Source organism: Mesorhizobium sp. BR1-1-3 (assembly GCF_020165455.1).
GTDB lineage: Bacteria > Pseudomonadota > Alphaproteobacteria > Rhizobiales > Rhizobiaceae > Mesorhizobium > Mesorhizobium ciceri.
This window is the reverse complement of the sequence record NZ_JAIUIC010000018.1, coordinates 60,963-80,576: the sequence shown is the minus strand read 5'-3', so window position 1 is coordinate 80,576 and position 19,614 is coordinate 60,963. Positions and strand designations below refer to the sequence as shown.

Annotated in this window: 16 protein-coding genes; 5 read left to right on the top strand and 11 right to left on the bottom strand. The window is 59.4% G+C overall.

Translation table 11 applies throughout. The features are described from left to right. From asnB to LB559_RS29915, 3 genes are read left to right on the top strand one after another with little or no spacing between them, the layout of a single operon-like run. Complete coding sequence (asnB, locus tag LB559_RS29925) at window positions 1-2,022, top strand: asparagine synthase (glutamine-hydrolyzing) (protein ID WP_224675653.1); 2,022 nt, start codon at window positions 1-3, stop codon at window positions 2,020-2,022. Next, window positions 2,019-3,572: a class I adenylate-forming enzyme family protein gene (locus tag LB559_RS29920; RefSeq protein WP_224675652.1), complete on the top strand. Its 1,554-nt coding sequence runs from the start codon at window positions 2,019-2,021 to the stop codon at window positions 3,570-3,572. The genes asnB and LB559_RS29920 overlap by 4 nt, the downstream gene beginning before the upstream one ends. Before the next feature lie 39 nt (window positions 3,573-3,611). Continuing rightward, window positions 3,612-3,878, top strand: a complete 267-nt coding sequence (locus tag LB559_RS29915) for an acyl carrier protein (RefSeq protein WP_013533122.1) — start codon at window positions 3,612-3,614, stop codon at window positions 3,876-3,878. Window positions 3,879-3,937: 59 nt separating this feature from the next. Here LB559_RS29915 and LB559_RS29910 read toward each other — a convergent pair whose 3' ends face one another. The 7 genes from LB559_RS29910 to LB559_RS29880 form a co-directional block, all read right to left on the bottom strand. Next, the gene (locus LB559_RS29910) at window positions 3,938-4,630 is read right to left on the bottom strand and encodes a N5-glutamine methyltransferase family protein (RefSeq protein ID WP_224675675.1); all 693 of its coding nucleotides are present in this window, start codon (window positions 4,628-4,630) and stop codon (window positions 3,938-3,940) included. Between the two features lie 110 nt (window positions 4,631-4,740). Next, window positions 4,741-6,003: a polysaccharide biosynthesis/export family protein gene (locus tag LB559_RS29905; protein ID WP_224675651.1), complete on the bottom strand. Its 1,263-nt coding sequence runs from the start codon at window positions 6,001-6,003 to the stop codon at window positions 4,741-4,743. Between the two features lie 16 nt (window positions 6,004-6,019). After that, the gene (locus LB559_RS29900; protein WP_224675650.1) at window positions 6,020-7,249 is read right to left on the bottom strand and encodes a hypothetical protein; all 1,230 of its coding nucleotides are present in this window, start codon (window positions 7,247-7,249) and stop codon (window positions 6,020-6,022) included. Next, window positions 7,246-8,250 (bottom strand): SDR family NAD(P)-dependent oxidoreductase, encoded by a 1,005-nt coding sequence (locus tag LB559_RS29895; protein WP_024502427.1) that lies wholly within the window; start codon window positions 8,248-8,250, stop codon window positions 7,246-7,248. The genes LB559_RS29900 and LB559_RS29895 overlap by 4 nt, the downstream gene beginning before the upstream one ends. Window positions 8,251-8,337: 87 nt before the next feature. After that, complete coding sequence (locus LB559_RS29890) at window positions 8,338-8,940, bottom strand: sugar transferase (RefSeq protein ID WP_224675649.1); 603 nt, start codon at window positions 8,938-8,940, stop codon at window positions 8,338-8,340. Window positions 8,941-9,008: 68 nt separating this feature from the next. Then, window positions 9,009-10,145 (bottom strand): DegT/DnrJ/EryC1/StrS family aminotransferase, encoded by a 1,137-nt coding sequence (locus LB559_RS29885; protein WP_013533116.1) that lies wholly within the window; start codon window positions 10,143-10,145, stop codon window positions 9,009-9,011. A gap of 39 nt (window positions 10,146-10,184) precedes the next feature. Next, window positions 10,185-10,907 carry an NDP-sugar synthase gene (locus LB559_RS29880; RefSeq protein ID WP_013533115.1) on the bottom strand — a complete coding sequence of 241 codons (723 nt, stop codon included), beginning with the start codon at window positions 10,905-10,907 and terminating at the stop codon, window positions 10,185-10,187. 480 nt (window positions 10,908-11,387) lie between these two features. Between LB559_RS29880 and LB559_RS29875 the strand changes: the two genes are divergently transcribed. Next, on the top strand, window positions 11,388-12,062 hold the full coding sequence (locus tag LB559_RS29875) for a LuxR C-terminal-related transcriptional regulator (protein ID WP_224675648.1): 675 nt from the start codon (window positions 11,388-11,390) through the stop codon (window positions 12,060-12,062). Here the strand turns inward: LB559_RS29875 and LB559_RS29870 are convergent. Next, window positions 12,055-13,797 (bottom strand): PAS domain-containing protein, encoded by a 1,743-nt coding sequence (locus LB559_RS29870; RefSeq protein WP_024502428.1) that lies wholly within the window; start codon window positions 13,795-13,797, stop codon window positions 12,055-12,057. The two genes, LB559_RS29875 and LB559_RS29870, sit on opposite strands and share 8 nt — an antisense overlap. A gap of 213 nt (window positions 13,798-14,010) precedes the next feature. Here LB559_RS29870 and LB559_RS29865 point away from each other — a divergent pair, with 213 nt between their 5' ends. Further along, window positions 14,011-14,718, top strand: coding sequence for a helix-turn-helix transcriptional regulator (locus LB559_RS29865; RefSeq protein WP_224675647.1), 708 nt, complete (start codon window positions 14,011-14,013; stop codon window positions 14,716-14,718). Between the two features lie 81 nt (window positions 14,719-14,799). On the opposite strand, the gene LB559_RS29860 is transcribed toward LB559_RS29865, so the two are convergent. From LB559_RS29860 to LB559_RS29850, 3 genes are all read right to left on the bottom strand, one after another. Next, a complete protein-coding gene (locus LB559_RS29860; RefSeq protein ID WP_024502430.1) occupies window positions 14,800-15,840 on the bottom strand; it encodes a glycosyltransferase family 2 protein in 1,041 nt (346 codons plus the stop codon). Then, window positions 15,837-17,204: an oligosaccharide flippase family protein gene (locus tag LB559_RS29855; protein ID WP_224675646.1), complete on the bottom strand. Its 1,368-nt coding sequence runs from the start codon at window positions 17,202-17,204 to the stop codon at window positions 15,837-15,839. The genes LB559_RS29860 and LB559_RS29855 overlap by 4 nt, the downstream gene beginning before the upstream one ends. Before the next feature lie 178 nt (window positions 17,205-17,382). Continuing rightward, window positions 17,383-19,614 carry a GumC family protein gene (locus LB559_RS29850; RefSeq protein ID WP_224675645.1) on the bottom strand — a complete coding sequence of 744 codons (2,232 nt, stop codon included), beginning with the start codon at window positions 19,612-19,614 and terminating at the stop codon, window positions 17,383-17,385.

Genomic DNA, 19,614 nt, shown 5'->3' with positions numbered 1-19,614 from the left:
ATGTGCGGCATCGCCGGAATTGTGGCGCTGAACGCGGCTGCGGAGCCTCCTTCACGAGCCGCGCTTCTACGAATGGCAGCCGCGCTCTCCCATCGAGGCCCGGACGAGAGCGGCGTTTACCGCGACAGGCGGGCGGGACTGGCGCATACCCGTCTGTCGGTCATCGATCTCTCGACCGGACAGCAGCCCCTCGCCGACACCGGCGATACCACCTGGATCGTGTTCAACGGCGAGATCTTCAACTACGTCGAGCTGCGTGAACAACTCATGGCGCTGGGGCATCGTTTCCGCACCCGCAGCGATACCGAGGTCATCGTGCACGCCTACCGCGCCTGGGGCGTGGCCGCGTTCGAGCGGCTAAACGGGCAGTGGGCACTCGCCATCTGGGATTCGCTGACAGGCCGCCTCGTCCTGTCGCGCGACCGGTTCGGCATCTGCCCGCTGCATTTGTGCGAACATGCTGGCCGCCTTCATTTCGCCAGCGAAGTGAAGGCCATTTTCGCAGCCGACCCGGCGATACCGCGGGCCTTCGATCCGGCGGGGATAGACCAGACTTTCACGCTGTGGACGGTCGTACCGCCGCAAGGCGTATTTCAGGGAGTGAAGGAACTTACCCCCGGCCATGTACGCATCTACGACAATGGCAGCGTTCGTGAGCACGCTTTCTGGAAACCTTGCTATCCCGAGATCGCGGACCAGGCCCATGGCACCTTCACCGGCTCACTGGACGATGCGGTGGACGAAGTGCGCAGCGCCTTGCAGGCCGCGACGGCGCTTAGAATGGTCAAGGCGGATGTGCCGGTTGGCTGCTACCTTTCCGGCGGGCTCGACAGCTCACTTGTCGCCATGCTCGGTAGGCGCTTCGCCGGCGCGCCATTCCAGACCTTCTCGTTGCGTTTTGCTGACGCCGAATATGATGAAACCCGTTACCAGCGGCTGGTTGCAAGTGCGAGCGGCGGCGAGCACCACGAGGTGATGGTTTCGCGCGGTGATATTGCCGAGGTTTTCCCAGATGTGATCCGTCACGCCGAGCGTCCGATTCTCAGGACCGCGCCGGCGCCGTTGTTCCTTCTCTCGAGGCTGGTGCGCGAACATGGCATCAAGGTCGTCCTGACCGGCGAGGGCGCCGACGAGATGTTTGCCGGCTACGACCTGTTCCGTGAAGGCAAGGTCCGCCGTTTCTGGGGGCGGCAGCCCGCATCCGCCCGACGCGCGCGACTGCTGGAACGGCTCTACCCCTATCTGAGCCGGTCGCCCGTCAAGCAGCAGGCGATGGCGCGCCAGTTCTTCGGACACGGTATCCATGCATTTGGCGCGCCCGGCTTCGCGCATGACACCCGCTGGCGCACCACCAGCGCCATCAAACGGCTGTTCTCGGCCGGCATGCATGCCGAAGCGGCGCGTCACGACGTGGTGGCGGACCTGCTTGGCCGCCTGCCCGAAGAGTTTCCACGATGGGGTCCTCTCGCGCAGGACCAGTATCTTGAGATCAGGACACTGATGTCGGGCTACCTGCTCTCCTCGCAGGGTGACAGGATGCTGATGGCCCATTCTGTCGAGGGGCGCTTCCCGTTCCTGGACGACAGGCTCGTGGCGTTGGCGAATTCGCTCCCGCCCGACTACAAGCTGCGCATTCTGGATGAGAAACACGTGCTGAAGCGTGTGGCGAAATCGATCGTGCCCGCGGAAGTCGTGGCCCGCAAGAAGCAACCCTACCGGGCGCCCAACGCACTTTGCTTCACGGGCGATGGCGCACCCGCCTATGTCCGCGAAGCACTCTCCGAGACTGCCCTGCGCGCGGCGAATGTCTTTGATCCGAACTCGGTCGCGCGCCTGCTGGACAAATGCGCTGCCAAGGCCGGCGATGGGGATCTGTCCAACTCGGACAACATGGCGTTGGTCGGCGTGCTGTCGACGCAGCTCCTCCATCAGCAGTTTGTCGCAAGCCGCCCATCGAGCGCGCATGCGGTCGACCTCAGGATAGACGTCGATCACCTGCACAGGGAAGAGGTGCTGGTATGATGCATGGCGCCGTCCCTCTGCTGCACGACTACCTCAGCCATTCGGCCGAACGGCTCGGCGGCAAGATAGCGCTGGTGTGCGGCGAGCACCGGCTCACCTATGACGAGCTTGAGACATGCTCCAGCGCGGTCGCCCGTCATCTCGTCACGTCCGGGGTCGCCCCCGGTGACCGCGTTATGATCTTCGCCGACAACACCGTCGAGACCGTGGTCAGCTTCTGGGCGGTTCTCAAGGCGAGCGCCGTTGTGTGCGTCGTCAATCCGCTCACCAAGAGCGACAAGCTGGGGTATTTGCTCAACGATTGCCTTCCGGCAGCATTGATCACCGACAAACATTTGCAGCCGGTCTTTGCTGAGCCGGCGCGTAACTGTCCGTCGCTGCGGCGGCTCATCGTCTCCGGTCAGGTGGACGACGCCGAGCTCCGGGGATTGCCGCATGCCGTGCGCTGGGATGAGGCGGCTGCCGGCCACGGCAAAGCGCCGGCCCGCCGCCGCATCGATATCGATCTCGCAGCCATCATCTACACGTCGGGCTCGACCGGCGAACCCAAAGGCGTGATGCTGACACACAGGAACATGATGACAGCCTGCACGTCTATCGCCTCGTACCTTGAGCTTGGCGAAGACGACGTGATCCTCAATGTCTTGCCCCTGGCCTTCGACTACGGCCTCTATCAGATGATAATGGCATTCCGTACCGGGGCGCGGTTGGTCCTCGAGCGCTCGTTTGCCTTCCCCGCACAGATACTTGCGATCATCGAAAGGGAGAGAGTTACAGGCTTTCCCGGCGTGCCGACCATCTTTGCCGCGCTGTCGGATCTCAGGACGCTGAAGGCAAATGATTTTGCAAGCATAAGGTATGTCACGAATACGGCGGCAGCCCTGCCGCTTAAGCACATTCGCCTGCTCCAGGAACTGTTTGCCGCCGCCCGCATCTATTCGATGTACGGCCTGACCGAATGCAAACGCTGCACCTATCTTCCGCCGGACGATCTTGCCCGAAAACCGTTGAGCGTGGGGATCGCCATCCCGAACACCGAAATGTGGATTGTCGATGAGGATGACCGAAGGGTTGGTCCCAATGTCGTTGGCCAGTTGGTCATCCGCGGGGCAACGGTCATGAAGGGCTACTGGGGTAAGCCGGAGGCTACCGCGAAGAAGCTCAAGCCAGGTCCTTTGCCCGGCGAGCAGGTTCTGTACACCGGCGACTACTGCCGAATGGACGAGGAAGGCTACCTCTATTTTGTCGGCCGCAGCGATGAGATCATAAAATCGCGGGGAGAAAAGGTGGCGCCTAGGGAAGTCGAAAACGTGCTGATGGAAATCCCGGGAGTACGGGAAGCCGCGGTTGTCGGAGTACCTGACGACCTGCTGGGGCAAGCAGTGAAAGCGTTTGTCGTCATGGAGCAAGGAACGATCATGGGCGAAAAGCAGCTGCGGATGGAATGTCAGAAGCGATTGGAAAACTTCATGATTCCGAAGTCCATCCAAATTGTGTCCAGTCTGCCGATAACGGACACGGGCAAGCTCAAGAAAATGGCGCTGTCATAAAGCAATTTACGGAAATTATTTGGATCGGAGGCCAATTCAATGCTGAGCACGAACAACAGAATTGACACCTACAGCGATCAAATCCGCGCCTTTCTGGCGTCAAACTTCTACGTAGCCGACCCGCGTGCGCTGGAAGTTGAAACGTCGTTGCTCGATCAGGGCATCATAGACTCGACTGGAGTGCTTGAAGTTATCGGATTCGTCGAGGAGACATTCGGCATCACTGTCGAGGACAGTGAACTTCTGCCGGAGAATTTCGATTCCATCCAGGGAATTGCACGTTACGTGGTCAGCAAGGAAAACTGATCGCCGGGCTACGGCTTGAGGGCGTCGTCCCAACCGGGCGCGCAAACCCATGGCGCGGCTCACGCTGGCGCTTTGGCCCGTGCACAAACCACCCTGGCTTCACCGGCTTTGTTCGCAACCGTGCGAATGCCCTCATAGGCTTTGGAACGCTCAACCAAACTCATGACCTGCCGGTCCTGGCCAAGCCCGACCTCGAAAAGCAGCATGCCACCTTGCCGCAGATAATGCTGCGCCTCCTTGATCACCCGCATATGAATGCTCAGGCCGTAAGGCCCGGCAGCGAACGCCTCACGGGGTTCAAGTTCCATCAGATGCGCGCGGTCGTTTTCGAGCCGCTTCTCCGAGATGTAAGGCGGGTTGCAGACAACCAGATCGATCGTACCTTCGAGCTCCAGACCCGAGAAGGAATTGAAGAGGTCGCCCTGTAGCACCGAAATGCGTCCGGCCAGGCCAAGATGGGCAACGTTCCGGCAGGTGGTTTCGACGCAGCTGTCAGTGAGATCGCTCGCCCAGACGCGCGCGGTGGGGACCTTGTATCCAATGGCGCAGGCGAGATTGCCCGCCCCGCAGCACATGTCCACGACACGCGGTACCGGCCTTTTAAGTTCACGAAGCACATTGAGGGCGGTGCTGCCGAGCAGTTCCGTCTCCGGGCGAGGGACGAGCACGCCGGGCGCGACAACCAACTTCAGCCCCATGAAGTCGGTGCGGCCGGTGCTGTAGGCGCTGGCGACATCTATTTCACCAATCACGGCAAACCCGCTTTCTTGATTTCCCCATGTTGATTTCTCAGGCGCCCGGTCTTCATGACGTGGGCGAGCCATCAGCAACGTCGTTCCCGGCTCGGTTCACGTCCGCGCAACTACTGGATCGCCGCGCTCTGCAGTTCGCTGCTGAACCTCACCTCGATGGTGTCTCCAGGCGCAACCTCGGTGTCCTGGTCGACCGGTCGACCTCTCGACGCGTCGCCGGCCCCGCCGGTTATTGTGATCCGCGCCTGAAAGGTTTCGCCGGCGACGGGCAGTGGAAGCGCGGACGCCCCTGATGGCTGAAGCTTCTGGCTGGCTGCGTGGAGCCTTGCAGTGGTCTCGGCGAGGCGAAGGTCGGTGTCCCTCAATTCGTTCAGAAGGCCGATCCTTCTTTGATTTTCATTGCGTTCCTGCTGCCTGACGGAGTCTTCCTGCTGGCGCCGCGTTCTCATCAGTTCGACCGAGGTCTCGAGCGCCCGGCTCGACGACATCAGCACGGCACGTCTGACGTCGGCGAGCCTGCTGTTGGTCAGGTTGCCCGATTCGAACGATTTGGTGACCCGCGCAAGATCGTCTTCATCCTGTTTCACCGCGGCCGCTTCCGTCTGCTCGCGCTTGAGCAGAACCTCGACCTGAGCCTCGGCATCCTTGGCGGTCTTGTCGAGATAGCTTTGCTCCTGCTGAAAATTGTTCAGCGAAATCTTGAGGCCCTCCGCTTCCGCCTGCGCGACCGCCGATATCAATGCATTCGACAGGGGCGAGCCTTGCGGCGGTTGCATGTCAAATTCTGCCTGGTTCTGAAGTTCGGCGCGGATGCGCGCGCCATGAAAGTAGTCTCTGATGTAGTCCCCCCAGATCGACTCGTAGTCGCGTCGCAGATCAACGGGATCAGGTCCGCTTTGGCTTGCCCGAGACCGCAGGAGACTAAAACCGCCGGCGACGGCAATTGCCTGTCGGACACTCATGAGTGGCCGGTAAGTCTGCTGCCCTGGTGTCAGCACATCGCCAGTCACATAGATCGGACGGTACTCCGCGATCACGGCCGTGACGTCGCTCGGCTTGATGACGATCATTTGCTCCCGTCCATCAGGCAGGCGCTGATGGACTATCTTGGTTGGCAGCACCGCCTCCATGCGCGTCTGCAATTCGGCCGGCGTCAGCCCGCCAACCGGGATCATCCCGAACTCGGGCAGCGCGATCGAGCCATCCATCTGGACGATCGCGCGTTGCGTTCGCTCCGCTATGGAGGCTATTCCTATCTCCACCGTATCGCCGGGCGACAGCTTATAGGCCACCGGCGCTTCAGCCGCGGCTGCGATATCCAGGGCCAGGCAGCCGGCAAGGGCTGCAAAGAAAATTCGGCTAACGAAGGCCATCGATGGCAATCTCCCTTTAATTCAGGCCCGGCTGCTGCGGCCAATCGAGATGGGCGACGAATTCGTAGACCGGCCCACCAGGCACCCCCCAATTGCTCGACCAGATCACTTGCGACCCATCAGGGGAGGGTGAGGCATGTGTCTCGCTCCAATAGTCGAACGGAGCGTTTCGCGTCTGCACGATGCGTCGCACCTCCTGACGACCGTCGACACGCAGCGCGATCACTTCGCGCGTGTATGGCGCCCAGTCCGGGTGGCTCCGAACCTCATCGGGATTGCCCCCGTAACTTATAAATGCCCATTCGGGCCTGTCCAAAGCACGCAGCGACGTATGCTCGGCCTCACCGTACTTCGTGAGCGACGTGACCTTTCCATCGGACAGCCGACGCTTGATCACCTGATATTTGTCCGGAGCGGATTTGCTGGTTCCGACGTAAATTTCGCTGCCATCCGCATCGAGAGTCAAATCGCCATGGCCGGGCCGATGATGATCCTTCCACGTTTGGCGCAGGGTGCCGTCGACTGCGAAAATGGCTCGCTGTTCGGTGCCGTCGACCAGATTTTGGAAACACAGGATGTTCTCTCCGAGCGGAGAAATGGTGCAGGAACTGGTCGTTCCGGCAACCTGGGCGAGATCGATGTCCGGGTATTTCAGACGCCGGTCGATGTCGTATGCGAAAACGACAGCAGCTCCATCATTGCGGGTCGCGCGTACGGCAATGCGGTTGCCGTCACGACTAGGATTTCCCTTGGACGGGCCGAATTCGAGATCCCGATATTTCGTTGCGGAATACACTATGTCCTCACGATTGGTGCGGGGCGCCCAGATCGAAATCTTTTGACCATCGACACAGATCATCATCTCCGCGTTTCGAGGGCGCCATTCGCACTCACCCGACTTGTTGCGATGAAACAAAGGGAGGTAGGTTTTCCCGTCGAGGAAACACATGCCGTTGCAGCCGTTCATGAGGACGAGGAGGCTCTGATCCGCATTCCAGGCTTGCGCGCTCGAGTAGCGATGACTGCAATATATTTTGCCGCAGACAATTCCGCTGCCAAGCGCTCCGGGCTGGGTGATCCGAGTAAAGCGGATCCCTGTCGCCGGATCAGTTGCAGGTTTCAGATAAGCGGGCAGATCCATTGCCGGCTCCGTGCCTGCCGCACCGCTCGGCCGGTTTCCGGCTGTGTGCAGCGCCAGCAGAGCGGCCATCAACAGCAAAGCTGGTATGAGCCGCGGAAAGGTCATGTCATGTAGCTCATTTCGCGTCGGACGCGGCCTTCGCTGAGGCGCGAGCGCCACCACTCGATGGTCTTTTCCAGACCATCACGCAAGCTCGTATGTGCCCGCCATCCGACTTTACTTTCAAGGTTCGAGGAATCGGCGAGCAACGCGCGAACCTCGGAGTTTTGCGGCCGCATCCGGCTTTCATCTCGACGAACTGGTTTCCTGGTGCCACTCAACTCGAGCACCAACTCCAAAACGTCCGAGACACTGACGGCGCGCTGGCTGCCTGCATTGTAGGCATGGCCAAATTCAAGCTCGGCCGCCCCTGCCGCCACAAATGCCGCAGCAGTGTCCTCCACAAAGGTAAGGTCGCGGATAGGGCTGGTGTCTCCGACCATGATCGCCGGACAGTTCTCGTCCAGAGCCTGCCTTATGATGGTCGGCACGATGGCCCGCTCGCTCTGGCGCGGCCCGTATGTATTGAACGGTCGCAGGATGACCACCGGCACATCGAAGGACCTGGCATAGGACGCCGCCATCATGTCTGCGCCGATCTTGGATGCAGAGTAGGGGGACTGTCCCTGCAGCGGGTGGGATTCGTCGATCGGCATGGTCAGAGCGGTGCCATAAACCTCGCTCGTGGACGTATGCACAATGCGTTCGGTTTCCCAGTGGCGTGCCGCTTCGAGGACATTCACGGTGCCCAGCACATTGGTTTCCACATAGGATTGGGCAGCCGCGTAGGAGTAGGGAATCGCAATCAGCGCAGCCAGGTGAAACACCGCCGCCTGGCCGCGCACGATCCGGTTGATGAACGCGCTGTCACGAACATCCCCGCGAATGCATTGCAGCTGGCCTCGAACGTGGTCGGGTAAATCGTCCAGCCAGCCATGGCTGTCGAACGAGTTGTAGAGGGCCAGTGCCGTTACATCGGCGCCTTCGTGCACCAGCGCTTCCGTGAGGTGGGATCCGATAAATCCATCCGCACCCGTGACCAGGACCTTCCTGCCGTGATAGCTCACGACTGCGCACTCCTTTGATCGTGTGAGCTGTCAAACTGGCGAACGAACAACAATCCATTCATGCCAAACTCTCCTCACTTTCCAACTCTACCCACTTGCCGCGGGAGGCAGGGACACGCCGAAAACCGCCCTGAAGCCTCGCATTATCCAGACGAGGTCCGATGCAATCGTGCGCCGCGGATAGTAGGCGAGGTCGATCGTTGCCTTGGCCGGGAACAGGACCTCTCGATAAAACAGGAGCGGATCAAGGGATGGCGGGTAAAAACAGGCTTCGTGACGGAAGAGAACCTGGGTCGGGCCGAGCAGACCGGGCTTCCACTGCAGGACGGCTTCATTGCCGCCGCGGAAACAATCGGCGAAGGCAAGGCTTTCCGGCCGCGGGCCGACAATTGCCATGTCTCCCGTAAAAACGTTCCACAGTTGCGGCAACTCATCAAGTTTCGTTGCCGCGAGAAAACGGCCTATCCGCGTCATGCGGCTGTCATCGTTCATGGTCAGCGCAAGGCCGAAAGGATCGGCTGTTGTCTTGAATTTGCGGAACTTGTACATGCGAAACGGTTTTGCGCCGGCACCCAGGCGCGTCTGTGCGAAAAGCACGGGCCAACCACCCTCGACAAAGAGTGCGACAGCAATCAGTAGCATCAGCGGAGCGAGTGCCATTCCCGCTGCTGCGGCGAGGATGATATCCATCGCGCGCCTGGCAATTCCGTGGCTGGTGCCAGCTACGGCGGGCCGATGCATCGTCACGTCGAGTGCGTTCATGCCGCGGCTCCCGCGCGCCCGCTGCTTTCAATCGCGGTGGCCAACGCAACAACCACCGACTCGATCGCACTTGCCGTAATTTGCGGGTGTAGTGGAATCGTCAACTCCCGCTGCGCGAAATCCTCGGTCTTCGGCAGATGGATTTCAGTGAACATTTGGCGATAGAGCGTCATCTGGTGCACGGGCGTATAGTGGATTGTGGTCTGTATTCCCTTCGTTCGCAGATGGTCGATCACCGTTTGCCGGTCGACGTCATGTGGCAGGAGGACAGGCATGATGTGATAGGCCGAGGTCCGCGGTTTGCAGAACGGAACTGTCACAGCCGAGCAATAGTCTGCGATCAGACGTCGATAGAGGACGACCAATATGCGCCGGATTTCATTCCATTCCTGCAGGTTCTGAAGCTGGACCAAGCCAATGGCGGCGCGCAATTCATCCATGCGGTAATTGAACCCGAGCATCGTCACATCGTATTGCGGCGTGCGGCTGTTCAGCCGCTGATGTGTGCCGCTGGTCATCCCATGTCCGCGAGCCTGGCGGATCGCTTCACGGAGCTGTGCATCCCGGGCGATTACGGCCCCACCTTCCGCGGTGGTCATGTTCTTGTTGCCGTAGAAGCTAAAGGCCGCGGCCGCACCGTAAGTCCCCACCTCCTTAAGGCCGGGAGCATGCGCGGCATCCTCGACGATATGCAGTCCTCGCACACGGGCAAATCTCTGCCATTCTTCCCGGTCGGCGAGGTAGCCGGCAAAGTGGACGAGAATGACGGCCTTGGTGCGTCCGGTGCACTTGGCTTCCGCGTCGCTTAGGGACATCAGTGGCACTTCGGCCGACTCTATGTCGACGAATACCGGTGTTGCTCCTACGTAGAGCACTGCATTCGCGGTCGCCACGAAGGTCAGCGAGGGAACCAGAACTTCGTCTCCGGGACCGATCCCAAGTGCATGGAGAATGAGATGCAGGGCGGCGGTGCAAGAGCTGACGGCAACGCAATCGACCGCATCATGCACGGCCGCGAAGGCCTCTTCAAAGGCTCGTACCTGGTCCCCCATCGTCAGCCACCCACTGTCGACAACTTTGGCCAAGGCCGCCTTTTCCGGAAAGCCAAGAATAGGAGCGCTGACCAAGAGCATTACGACCTCCTCATGTTGGCGTGGTCGAGCGTTCAGCCCTCAAGCGGCCGCTGCCGAGACCTCGATCGATGCGGACTGCTCTTCCCAGGCAATGGTTTGTGCGTTTTGAAAATCTTCAACGCGTCCGATATCCAGCCAAAGCCCGTCATGTTTGTAGACGTGCACATTCGTGCCGTTTTGCATCATCTGCAGCATGAGATCGTCGAATCCGAAGGCGATGCCGTCAGGTATAAAACGAAAAACGTCTGGATTCATGCAATATATTCCCATGCTTACCAGATGGGATAGCGTCGGTTTTTCACGAAATACTTGAACGGTATTGTCGACCTCGTCGATGACGCCGAAGTCCATCTTGATGACGCGGGATGCGGTGGCTATGGTGACTGGATCCGTGTGTGTGCGGTGTGATGCCACAAACCGGCTGAGACTGAGATCGGTAAGTACGTCCCCATTGAGAACAATGAACGGCTCGTCCAGTTCCTCCCTGATCAGGGAGAGCGGGCCAATGGTGCCGAGAGGTTCCAGTTCCTGGGTGTAGCGTATCCTTAGATTCCACTGGGATCCGTCCCCGCATACGGTGCGGATCAAGTGCCCCAGATAGCCGGTCGTGACGTAGACTTCCTGAATGCCGTTCCGCCGCAGCCACTTCAAAAGCAATTCAAGAACCGGTCGAGCACCGATCGGCATGAGAGGCTTGGGCAATATGGATGTGAAAGGCCGAAGGCGTGTTCCCATTCCACCGCACTGAATGACCGCTTTCATCTCGTCCTCCTATTGATACGACTGTCGCGGTGTGATGGGTCCAACCCACCCGGCCGGAAGGTACGCCAGTGTTGGTTTTGCCTCTCCGGAGTGCAGCGATGGTAAGTGGCGCTTGAGAAGGCGTCGTCGTGCATTTGAATGGCACTTTCCCGGCCTTTTGATTCAATATTCCAGTTGGCAGCGCATGGGCGCGGCAGGGCGATCAGAGCTGGGAACTGTTCACATGTCCGGCGCCGGCAACGACCTTCTCGGAAGGGCATCGCTACCGTTCGTACGAAAAAAACACTTCAACATCTGGCCCTGAAATGTGTGCGATTGTAAGCTATATTAGAAGGTTGAAATGTGCCGATGGGCGGCGGCGAGCGTCGACATACGGGGGATCAGCGGGCGGCTGATCTGTGTTGGGTCACCGTACAGTCCATCCAAAGGGAGGTTTCGGCAGCTAGGGACACATGCGGGCTGCCAAAAGGTGGGTGGTTCATGTATCGTATTATCATCGCCGATGATCACGGCTTGTATCGTCGTGGGCTGCGACTGGCTTTGATGGCCGGCATTCCAGACTTGGAAATATTCGAAGCGGCGTGTTTTGATACCGTCATAAGCTTGCTTGAAGATGAGGCGCCTGTTGATCTCGCCATCATCGACCTGAACATGCCGGGACTGTCCGGTCAGGACGACCTTCGCGACGTCTTACCGGCTCATCCCGACACACGGTTTGCAATTGTCTCAGGGACCGATTCACGCGCCGAGATTCTAACTGCCCTCTCGATTGGACTTCATGGCTATATCGTAAAGTCCCAAACGGACGAGGAGGTGGTCCTTGCGGTGAACGAAATCCTGGCTGGCCGCATTTACGTTCCGGCACTTCTTTCACAAAGGTCCAAGGAGTCGGTGCGCCTTCCATCCGAGGCTCCCACGCAAATGCCCCACAGGACCATCAGCGTCAACAATCTGGGCAGGCTTACGTCCAGACAGAAGGAAGTCCTCAGGTTGATGGCTGAAGGTTACTCGAACAAAGAGATTGCCCGCTCTCTTGAAATTGCAGAAGCGACGACGAAGATTCATGCGGCTGCCGTCCTGCGCGAACTTGGGGCACGAAATCGGACGGAAGCCGCGGTTTTGCTGAAGACATGGGCCGCCAGGGACATCAACTAGCGCCGATTGCTTTTGGCGGCAGCCGGACCGAATATTTCAGTCCGTGATCCAGCATCTCAAGCTTGGAAGAGTGGCCCACGATAGGCTCACCGTCGGCTCCGATAATCAACGACCCAAAGCCACGCCGAGCCGAGGTGGAGACCCGGCGCTCTCCCGATTCCGACCATTCAAACACTATGTCGGCGCCGGGCTCCTGGGCCACGAATTGCCACACCACCTCGATCCGTCCTGCCGGAGTGCCGAGAGCCCCATGCTTCACGGAATTGGTCGTAAGCTCGTGAACGATCATTGCGAAGCTCTCAGCCGAACCCTCAGCCATTTTTATTTCGGGTCCACTGATCGAAATGTCATGCGTCCCCATATAGGGCTGCAACTCCTGAACGATGAGGTCACGCAGGGAAGCCGACAGGCTGCCATCGCGTGAAAGAAGCAGATGCGTCGCCTGGAGTGCGCCGATCTTTTCGATCAGTGTCTGCTTATAGCTGGCGATATCATTGTCGGGGGCACCAACCATATTCACAAGCGCCGTGATCACCGGAAACAGATTGTTGAGCCTATGGCGCTGTTCAAGCATGGCCCGCTCTCGCTTCTTCGCCGCAGCCCGCAGCAGAATGGTTATGCGCCGATCGGTGAGATCCGCGGCGACTCCTATTCGCTGTGCACGACCGTCGCGCAATTCGTCCCGTCCCCGAAGAGCAATCCAGCGAATATGTCCGCCAGTTCGCCTGATGCGGATCTCAGCGTCATAGTCGGCGCCTGATGCAAGCTCTCCCGGGGCCATCAGATTAGGCAAGTCGGCCGGGTGAACGACCGCAGTCAATTCCTGCAATGGACGGCTCGGCGCGGGTGCCAGCCCCATCATTTCCCAGAACGCGGCTGAGCCCTTCACGGACCCGCTCTCGAAATCTATGCGCCATGTTCCCAACCGGCTTGACGATAGCGCCAGGTCCAACCATTCCTTCTGAGCCCGGAGTGCCTCGCGGGCGGTTCGCTCTCCCGATATGTCGTCCACCACTACAAAAATGCTTTGAGGGAGAGCATCGGCTGGCACGGCCAAAGACAGGGCCAATCTTGTCCACAAAATCGTGCCGTCTCTTCTCAGGAGACGGATCTCCGAGCCGAACGAAGTCGTGTCTTTCAGGCGAGTCAACGCTTCCGCCAAGGTGTGGTTGTCGTCGGGGTGGACGAGTGCGCTGAGCGGCAGACTTGAAAGCTCCTCCTCGACATACCCTGTCATCTCACAAAGACGCTTGTTGGACCGTTGCAACTCTCCGTTCTCATTCATGTTGGCAAAGCCAATGGCGGCACGTTCGAATGCCCAGCGATACCTGTTTTCGGTTGCTTCCAAGGCCGCGAGTCTAGCCTCCGCAACCTGCAAAAGGGTGCGGTAGTCCTGCCTCTGCCGGTGGAAAGTCAGGGCGATCATCCCCCCTGCAACCAGCAGCAGAATGGCTTGAACCCAAAGGCCGACATCGATTGGATGGTGCAGGACATCCCGCGTCAACAAGCCGACGGCAACCATCACAAATGTTGCCGCAAGAGCGATCATGCGATCTTCGAGATATGAGATGGCAATAATGGCGGGAACAAACTCAAAAAAGCCGATGTCGTATGCCACAGAGGTCGGCAGCGCTGTCTCGACTGCAAGTGTCGCTATCAGGAGCGACATCGAGGCAAGGCGGGTCAGCAACTTGCCTGAGCTGTTCGGATGCAAACTGAGCGAATGCAAACGCATGTGCCAGACTATAACCTTCTGACTAGTCCGTCGAGATTAGACCGAAAAGCGTACAGACTAGTCCGACCGCAGGATTGTTCCCCGGGATTGTAGCGCGCATTTTGTCCGATGTCGGGGGCGGATCGGACCGCTACTCTCCAAGCGACCTGACTGACATGTTTAAGGCACCTCCTTTTGACTGGGAGGCGTTGCCGTTTTGCGGGAGGTAAGAAAATGGCACTGGTTGGTAGGCAAGATGATGGAATTCTTGGTCGCCAATATGGAAGTTTCGGGGGAAAGCCTGTCTCCGCCTTGAGAACGCAAGGTGACCATGCTTCCGCTTGGCATCAAGCACCACAACGGTTCGACAGCGTTGCTGTCGAGCCACGGCAGAGCAGCCTTGCATCTGTTGTGAGAATGCTTGATCGCATCGGTTGTGGCTACCTGATCCTGAACAGCGACAGGAAGGTCATCGAGTGGAATTCAGCCGCTCAAAACACCTTGGAGCACGAAGGCGAGGCAGCCGATACGGCCAGCAAGGTATTTGCTGCGCTGAGACGGCTGATCGCAACCGTGCCGGGCAATTTTTCTCCTGGCACGCTTTCATGGGTGGTGATCCGAGGCATGGGCGACAGGCCCCTGATATTGAACGAGAAGGGCATAGCAACGCCTGACGCGACAAGCATCGTGGCGCTGCTGGATCGTGAAAACAGGTCCGGGCCAAATCCCCAGACGCTGCAAAGAATGTTTGGTCTGACGAGTGCCGAAACGCAGCTCGCACTGCGCTTGGCGCAGGGCGATGCCCCTTTGGAAATAGCCCGCAAGCGGCGCTTGAGCCGGACCACGATAAGGTCGCAGCTGGCGTCGCTGTTCGCCAAGACCGAAACACGGCGACAGGCGGAACTGGTAGCTCTTCTTGGGCGCATATGCGTTTTGCCGTGAGGCAAACGCCTTTACCATGCGCGCGCACAACAGGCTTGTGCGCGCAATCTGTCGCTGATGTGCTTGTCGGCCAGCTTCACCTTACCGCCGTCGCGTGCGCACCCGGCCCAATCTTGGGCGAATTGCAAACACGTGATTAAGCACGTGCCAGCCCGCCACCTTCATGACCGAAGGCCGGAAGATCTGTATCCCATCCAGGAATGTGGTCAACCAGGACTGCTGGTGGAACCGCATGGGAATACGAGCAACCCGCAGCGCCCGCAGCAATGTCTCGGGAGGCGGGAGATGGTTGCGGTCTTTGATGAGATTCCAGTTAAGCTGCTTGACGGCGAGGGTCACTTCGTCGACCTCGCGGAAACTCTTTGACGTGGTAATGCTTGGATGGCTCGTTGCATCATAAAAGGTAAGCGGATCGCTTATCGCCACCATGTCCCCATGGCTGGCTAGATCGACGAAGAACAGTTGATCCACTCCGGCCGGAATCTCTTTGTGCGTGCGCATCAAGCAGCCGGCACGAATGACGTCGCTGTTGATCAGCAATGTGGATGGAATGATCCCCAGGCAGCGTGTCGCGCGCACCAGATAGAGGTCCATCAGGCACTGCTGGCTGGAATAAAGGGAGATCGCTTCCTGCTCCTTGGGGACTTGGCGAAATCTCACTCGCTTGTCCTCGATTATGTTTGCGGCTGACGTCATGAAGGCAACCGACGGGTGCTGTTTGGCAACTTCGGCGAATGTCCTGAGTGCACCTGGCGCAAGCCAGTCATCGTCGTGCAGCAACTTGATCCACCGTCCAGAGCAAGCCAGCATAGCGTTGTTGGTGTTCTCCACCTGACCGCGACCTCGGCTGTTCTCGATGATGCGGATGCGAGGTTCGCTTCGTGCATAGTCGGTCACGATAGCCCAGGTCTCGCCCTCCGGTCCCTCGTCGTCGCTCACGACCAACTCCCAATCGGAGTAATCCTGACCCAGGACGCTGTCGATCGCCCTGCGGATCGTATCGGGCCGGCGAAAGGTTGGTATCCCGACAGAGATAAAAGGGCGTGACCATGAGACATCGGCACGGTCATGCTGGGTGACCGCAACTGCCGCTTGAAGATTGTCAACCGACGACGAATTCATGGCGTTTTTTCCTCGAGACATTCATGTTGGATGCACGTTGCAGCGCCTGCTGGTTGAGGGTCGTGGGTCAACAAATACAGCGATGCTGCCATTTTCAGAGCGAAGCCCGACGCGCCGCCGGCGGCCATGAAATAGATGACGGTGACTGGCTGCCAGCCCGCCTGGGCGCCGGCGAGGAGCGGGCCAAACACGAGAACCGCTCGTGCGAGGTCGATGACCAGCCTTGTTCCTTGCCGACGTAGCAGAGCGGGAACGTCGCTAAGCGGAGTCGACAACGCTTGTGCCGCGCCCATCAGCGCCAGTGCGGTCATGATTTCCGCGGTGGGCATCCAAGGCTCGCCCAGGAGCGGAACGACCACATAGGGCGCGGCGAGTCCAAGCAGCAATATCGGCACCGCGGTAAAGCCGGCAGCCAGCAGGAGAAGCCCGCGTGCCACGCCAAGCAGGTGTCCACGATTGTTGTTCTGGTTTGCTTCGGCGACAAAAACATTGCTGAGCGGTGAAGCGATCAGCGTCACTGGACCGGTAACCAGGCGCGTTGCTACGCCCAAATATCCGGCAAATGCTGTGCCGAACAGCCCACCGACAAGAACTGCCGGAAGATTGTTGATTGCTATGCTCGCGAGTGTTGCGGGGATATCGAACAGAGGAAATTTGTATTCCCGCCGGGCCTTTTCGAACACCGCACGCCAAGGTGCCCGGGCGATGCCGCGCAAATCTTCCCAGCTCGTCACCCGATAACCGATATACCCGATAAAGACGAACTGGCTCAAAATATGGGCATGGATCATCGCTTCGCCGCCGAGGTTGGCAATGCCGAAAACCAATTGCAGTGCAGCCATGCTCGCCGGCAGGATCAGCCGCCCAAGGGCAAAGTCGCGCAAAAGCCCGGCACGCAGGCTCCAGCAGTTCATGGCTTCGACCAGACCTGCGCCTCCCATTCCGATCGGAACGAGCCAGGCAAGCGAGCCGAAGCGGTTGGGAGCAAGGTTCGACAGCATCTGTCCGGCCGAAAAGGCCAGGACGGTGGTCACGAACACAGCCAAAAGGATAAGCTTGACCGTCACATAGGCCTGGGCGCTCCCCTTAACCCCATAGAGTGACGCCTCGAAGCGCAATGCTGCGACCCCGGCGAGTATGTTCACGATCGACAGATAAATCGTAAAGATGCCGAAATCCGCAGGCGAATAGAGCCGCGCCAAGACCGGAATTGCAGCAAGAAGCGTGAGTTGGCCGACAATTGCCATCGCCGACACTTCACCAGCTGCACGAATGATCGAACCGATCGTGCTCGGCCGAACAGCGATGATGGCTGTGTCGGCCGCGGGAACCATCTTGGGTCTCAGAAGATCGCTCAGTGCCATCGGTTCGCGCTTCCGAGGGAGGCAAATATCGGGGATTGCCGCAGCCTACGATGCACACCGAACCTTGCCATCATTCACCTGAATGACGCGCTCTGCGGACAGGCTGCACCCTGAATCGTCCGGGCCGCTCCCTGGATGAACCGCCTCGTCCGCGGCCCAAGGACGAGCCTGTGCTTGGTCATGCTATCTGCTCGCGCAAGAGGTCGGCGCTGTCCTCGAGCCGATATCCGGCATGTTTTTTCAAGTTCACTTGCGTGAGGACGCTGCCGACGGGTACCGCAAGAGAACCGTTGCCCTGAAGGAGTTCCAGCACCCCGCGAGCGAGGGTACGTGGCGTTTTCCTCCATCGGACGGCAAAAAGCACCGCATCAGCCCATCCAGCCAGAAATTTGGCTTCCGGCCGCCCGAGCGCCGACGGCAGGTTTATGATGACGATGCGATAGGTCAAGTGCAGATCCGCCATCACTTTGCCCCCATCCTCGCAGGACAACACCGCCAGCAGATCGTCCGACGGAGCAGCGGTCATCACGTCGATGCCGATTTCATGCAGACTGGCCACGGCGTTTTCCAGGTTGCTGCGATTGCAGACATAGTCAGCGAAGGAATGGCGGCTCTTGCGCTCGCTGAACTGATGCAGGAACTCGAGCGTGAGTTGAACGCCCTTGCGTTCAAGATCGATCAAGAGAACACGGCCGCCCATCCGCGTGCCGGCCAGCGCCAGACTCCATGCGAGCTCGGTCCCCCCATCCTCCGGGACGCTGGAGGTGACAAGCGCCGTGTACGACGAACGAGCCCTCAGCGCATTGGGCGCCGCAGCAATCAGCAACGACGTCACGGCGCGGCTATAGGCGGAGCTGCGCTCGCCCAGGACAAGGGTTCGCAGTCGTTTGGCATGCACCCTGCCTGCTTCGGGAATCTGCCCCATACATGGAACCTTGAGCACCGCTTCCGCCTCGGTCTCACCGCGGAAAGTCCGATCGAAGTGATTGCGCATCGTGACGAAAATCGCGCCCAGTATAGCGAACACAATCATCCCGGGCGGAACAAGGAAGATGGCGGGCAAGGTCTGCGGGATGGTCGGCGGCCATGCCGCCGATAGGATGGAAATTCCAGCCGAGGGGACTCCGATACGCCGCGTCAAATCCTGTTGCCGGCCAAGAAGTTCGTTGTATCGCTGGGTCAGCAAACTGACCTGCGGCTCGAGAACCCGCAACCCGGAAAGCCGGCTGGCGGTGTCGGCCATGACCGCATCCAAAATGGCCTTCCGGCTCTCAAGAGTGGCGATCTGGGCACGGAAAATGTTTGCGTCCGCAGCAATCTTGTCGATGCCTTGTTCGACCTTGCTTTCGGTCATGTTTCTGAGTTCTTGGTCCGCAGGCGCGCGAGCCTGTCGAGCCGCGAGATCGGCAAGTTCAGGCCCGCCAATGGCTTCGGCCACGGAGACGAAAGAAGCCCCCTGCGCTCGAAGCTCCTGAATGTGTCGCAGCCGAGTTTCCACAGCGGCGAGATCTGCGTTTGACATCGACAATTGCTGGCTGAGGTCGGCCCGTTCCCTGGCTGCATTGTCCGCCGAGCCTTGGTCGATGGCTCCGTGGCTCAACCGATATTTCTCAAGGCGGTCGGCCGCTGCCTGCAGATCGTTTTGCAGCCTGGGCAGGCTGGTGGTGATCGCATCGAGTTCTTGCTGGTCGGATGCCTGCCTTCTCCTTATCAGATTGTCGACATAGACCTGAGCGAATGTGTTGGCCACGAGCGCCGCCCGCGCGGGACTGTCATCGGCGAAAGCGACGGAGACTACTCTCGATCGCAGCTCCTGCCCGACCCGCATTCCTTGCCGCAAGGCTCTCAATTCGGAGGCATCCTCGGCTTGTGAATCGCTGATTGTTTTGTCCGCTCCTGGCCACAGTCGGTCCAGTAGACCACCGGCAAGCGAGCGTGTCCTCGGGGGAGGGATGGCAGACGGCTCAAGCCGGGAATTCCCGCTAGCGGAATTGTCCTGTCCGGTTTCAGCCGCACCTGTCTTGCGCAGTGCCGCCATGACGCGGCGCAGATGGTCTTGCGACGATAGCATCGTGATGTGGTCATCTATGCTTGAATCGACGAGGTCCTGCGAAGACGGGGCGCCGACGGGCAGTGAACCGCGCGATGGGGCGTCGATGATAAGCTGAGTAGTTGCTTCGTAGAGAACCGGGCGAAGACTTCCAAGCAACCCCGCCAGCAGCCCGCCCAACACAGCGAAGGCAACAATAGACCATTTTCGCCTTGCCAGAATCACGAAGAGTTGGCGCGACGCGGTGGGCGGCTCGACATATTCGCGCAATGACCGCACGTGCACTCTGCCTTCGAGAACCGGTGCTGGTGGTTGATTGATCCGTGGCAGCTGGATCGGGCTGATTGCGGAACCTACCAT

Excerpts from the sequence above, each read along its gene's own strand:
- LB559_RS29875 (WP_224675648.1), top strand. The coding sequence starts at position 11,388 with ATGTATCGTATTATCATCGCCGATGATCACGGCTTGTATCGTCGTGGG.
- LB559_RS29860 (WP_024502430.1), bottom strand. The coding sequence starts at position 15,840 with ATGAATTCGTCGTCGGTTGACAATCTTCAAGCGGCAGTTGCGGTCACC.
- LB559_RS29855 (WP_224675646.1), bottom strand. The coding sequence starts at position 17,204 with ATGGCACTGAGCGATCTTCTGAGACCCAAGATGGTTCCCGCGGCCGAC.
- LB559_RS29850 (WP_224675645.1), bottom strand. The coding sequence starts at position 19,614 with ATGGTAGGTTCCGCAATCAGCCCGATCCAGCTGCCACGGATCAATCAA.
- LB559_RS29905 (WP_224675651.1), bottom strand. The coding sequence starts at position 6,003 with ATGGCCTTCGTTAGCCGAATTTTCTTTGCAGCCCTTGCCGGCTGCCTG.
- asnB (WP_224675653.1), top strand. The coding sequence starts at position 1 with ATGTGCGGCATCGCCGGAATTGTGGCGCTGAACGCGGCTGCGGAGCCT.
- LB559_RS29915 (WP_013533122.1), top strand. The coding sequence starts at position 3,612 with ATGCTGAGCACGAACAACAGAATTGACACCTACAGCGATCAAATCCGC.
- LB559_RS29865 (WP_224675647.1), top strand. The coding sequence starts at position 14,011 with ATGGCACTGGTTGGTAGGCAAGATGATGGAATTCTTGGTCGCCAATAT.
- LB559_RS29870 (WP_024502428.1), bottom strand. The coding sequence starts at position 13,797 with ATGCGTTTGCATTCGCTCAGTTTGCATCCGAACAGCTCAGGCAAGTTG.
- LB559_RS29920 (WP_224675652.1), top strand. The coding sequence starts at position 2,019 with ATGATGCATGGCGCCGTCCCTCTGCTGCACGACTACCTCAGCCATTCG.
- LB559_RS29880 (WP_013533115.1), bottom strand. The coding sequence starts at position 10,907 with ATGAAAGCGGTCATTCAGTGCGGTGGAATGGGAACACGCCTTCGGCCT.
- LB559_RS29890 (WP_224675649.1), bottom strand. The coding sequence starts at position 8,940 with ATGGATATCATCCTCGCCGCAGCAGCGGGAATGGCACTCGCTCCGCTG.
- LB559_RS29885 (WP_013533116.1), bottom strand. The coding sequence starts at position 10,145 with ATGCTCTTGGTCAGCGCTCCTATTCTTGGCTTTCCGGAAAAGGCGGCC.
- LB559_RS29900 (WP_224675650.1), bottom strand. The coding sequence starts at position 7,249 with ATGACCTTTCCGCGGCTCATACCAGCTTTGCTGTTGATGGCCGCTCTG.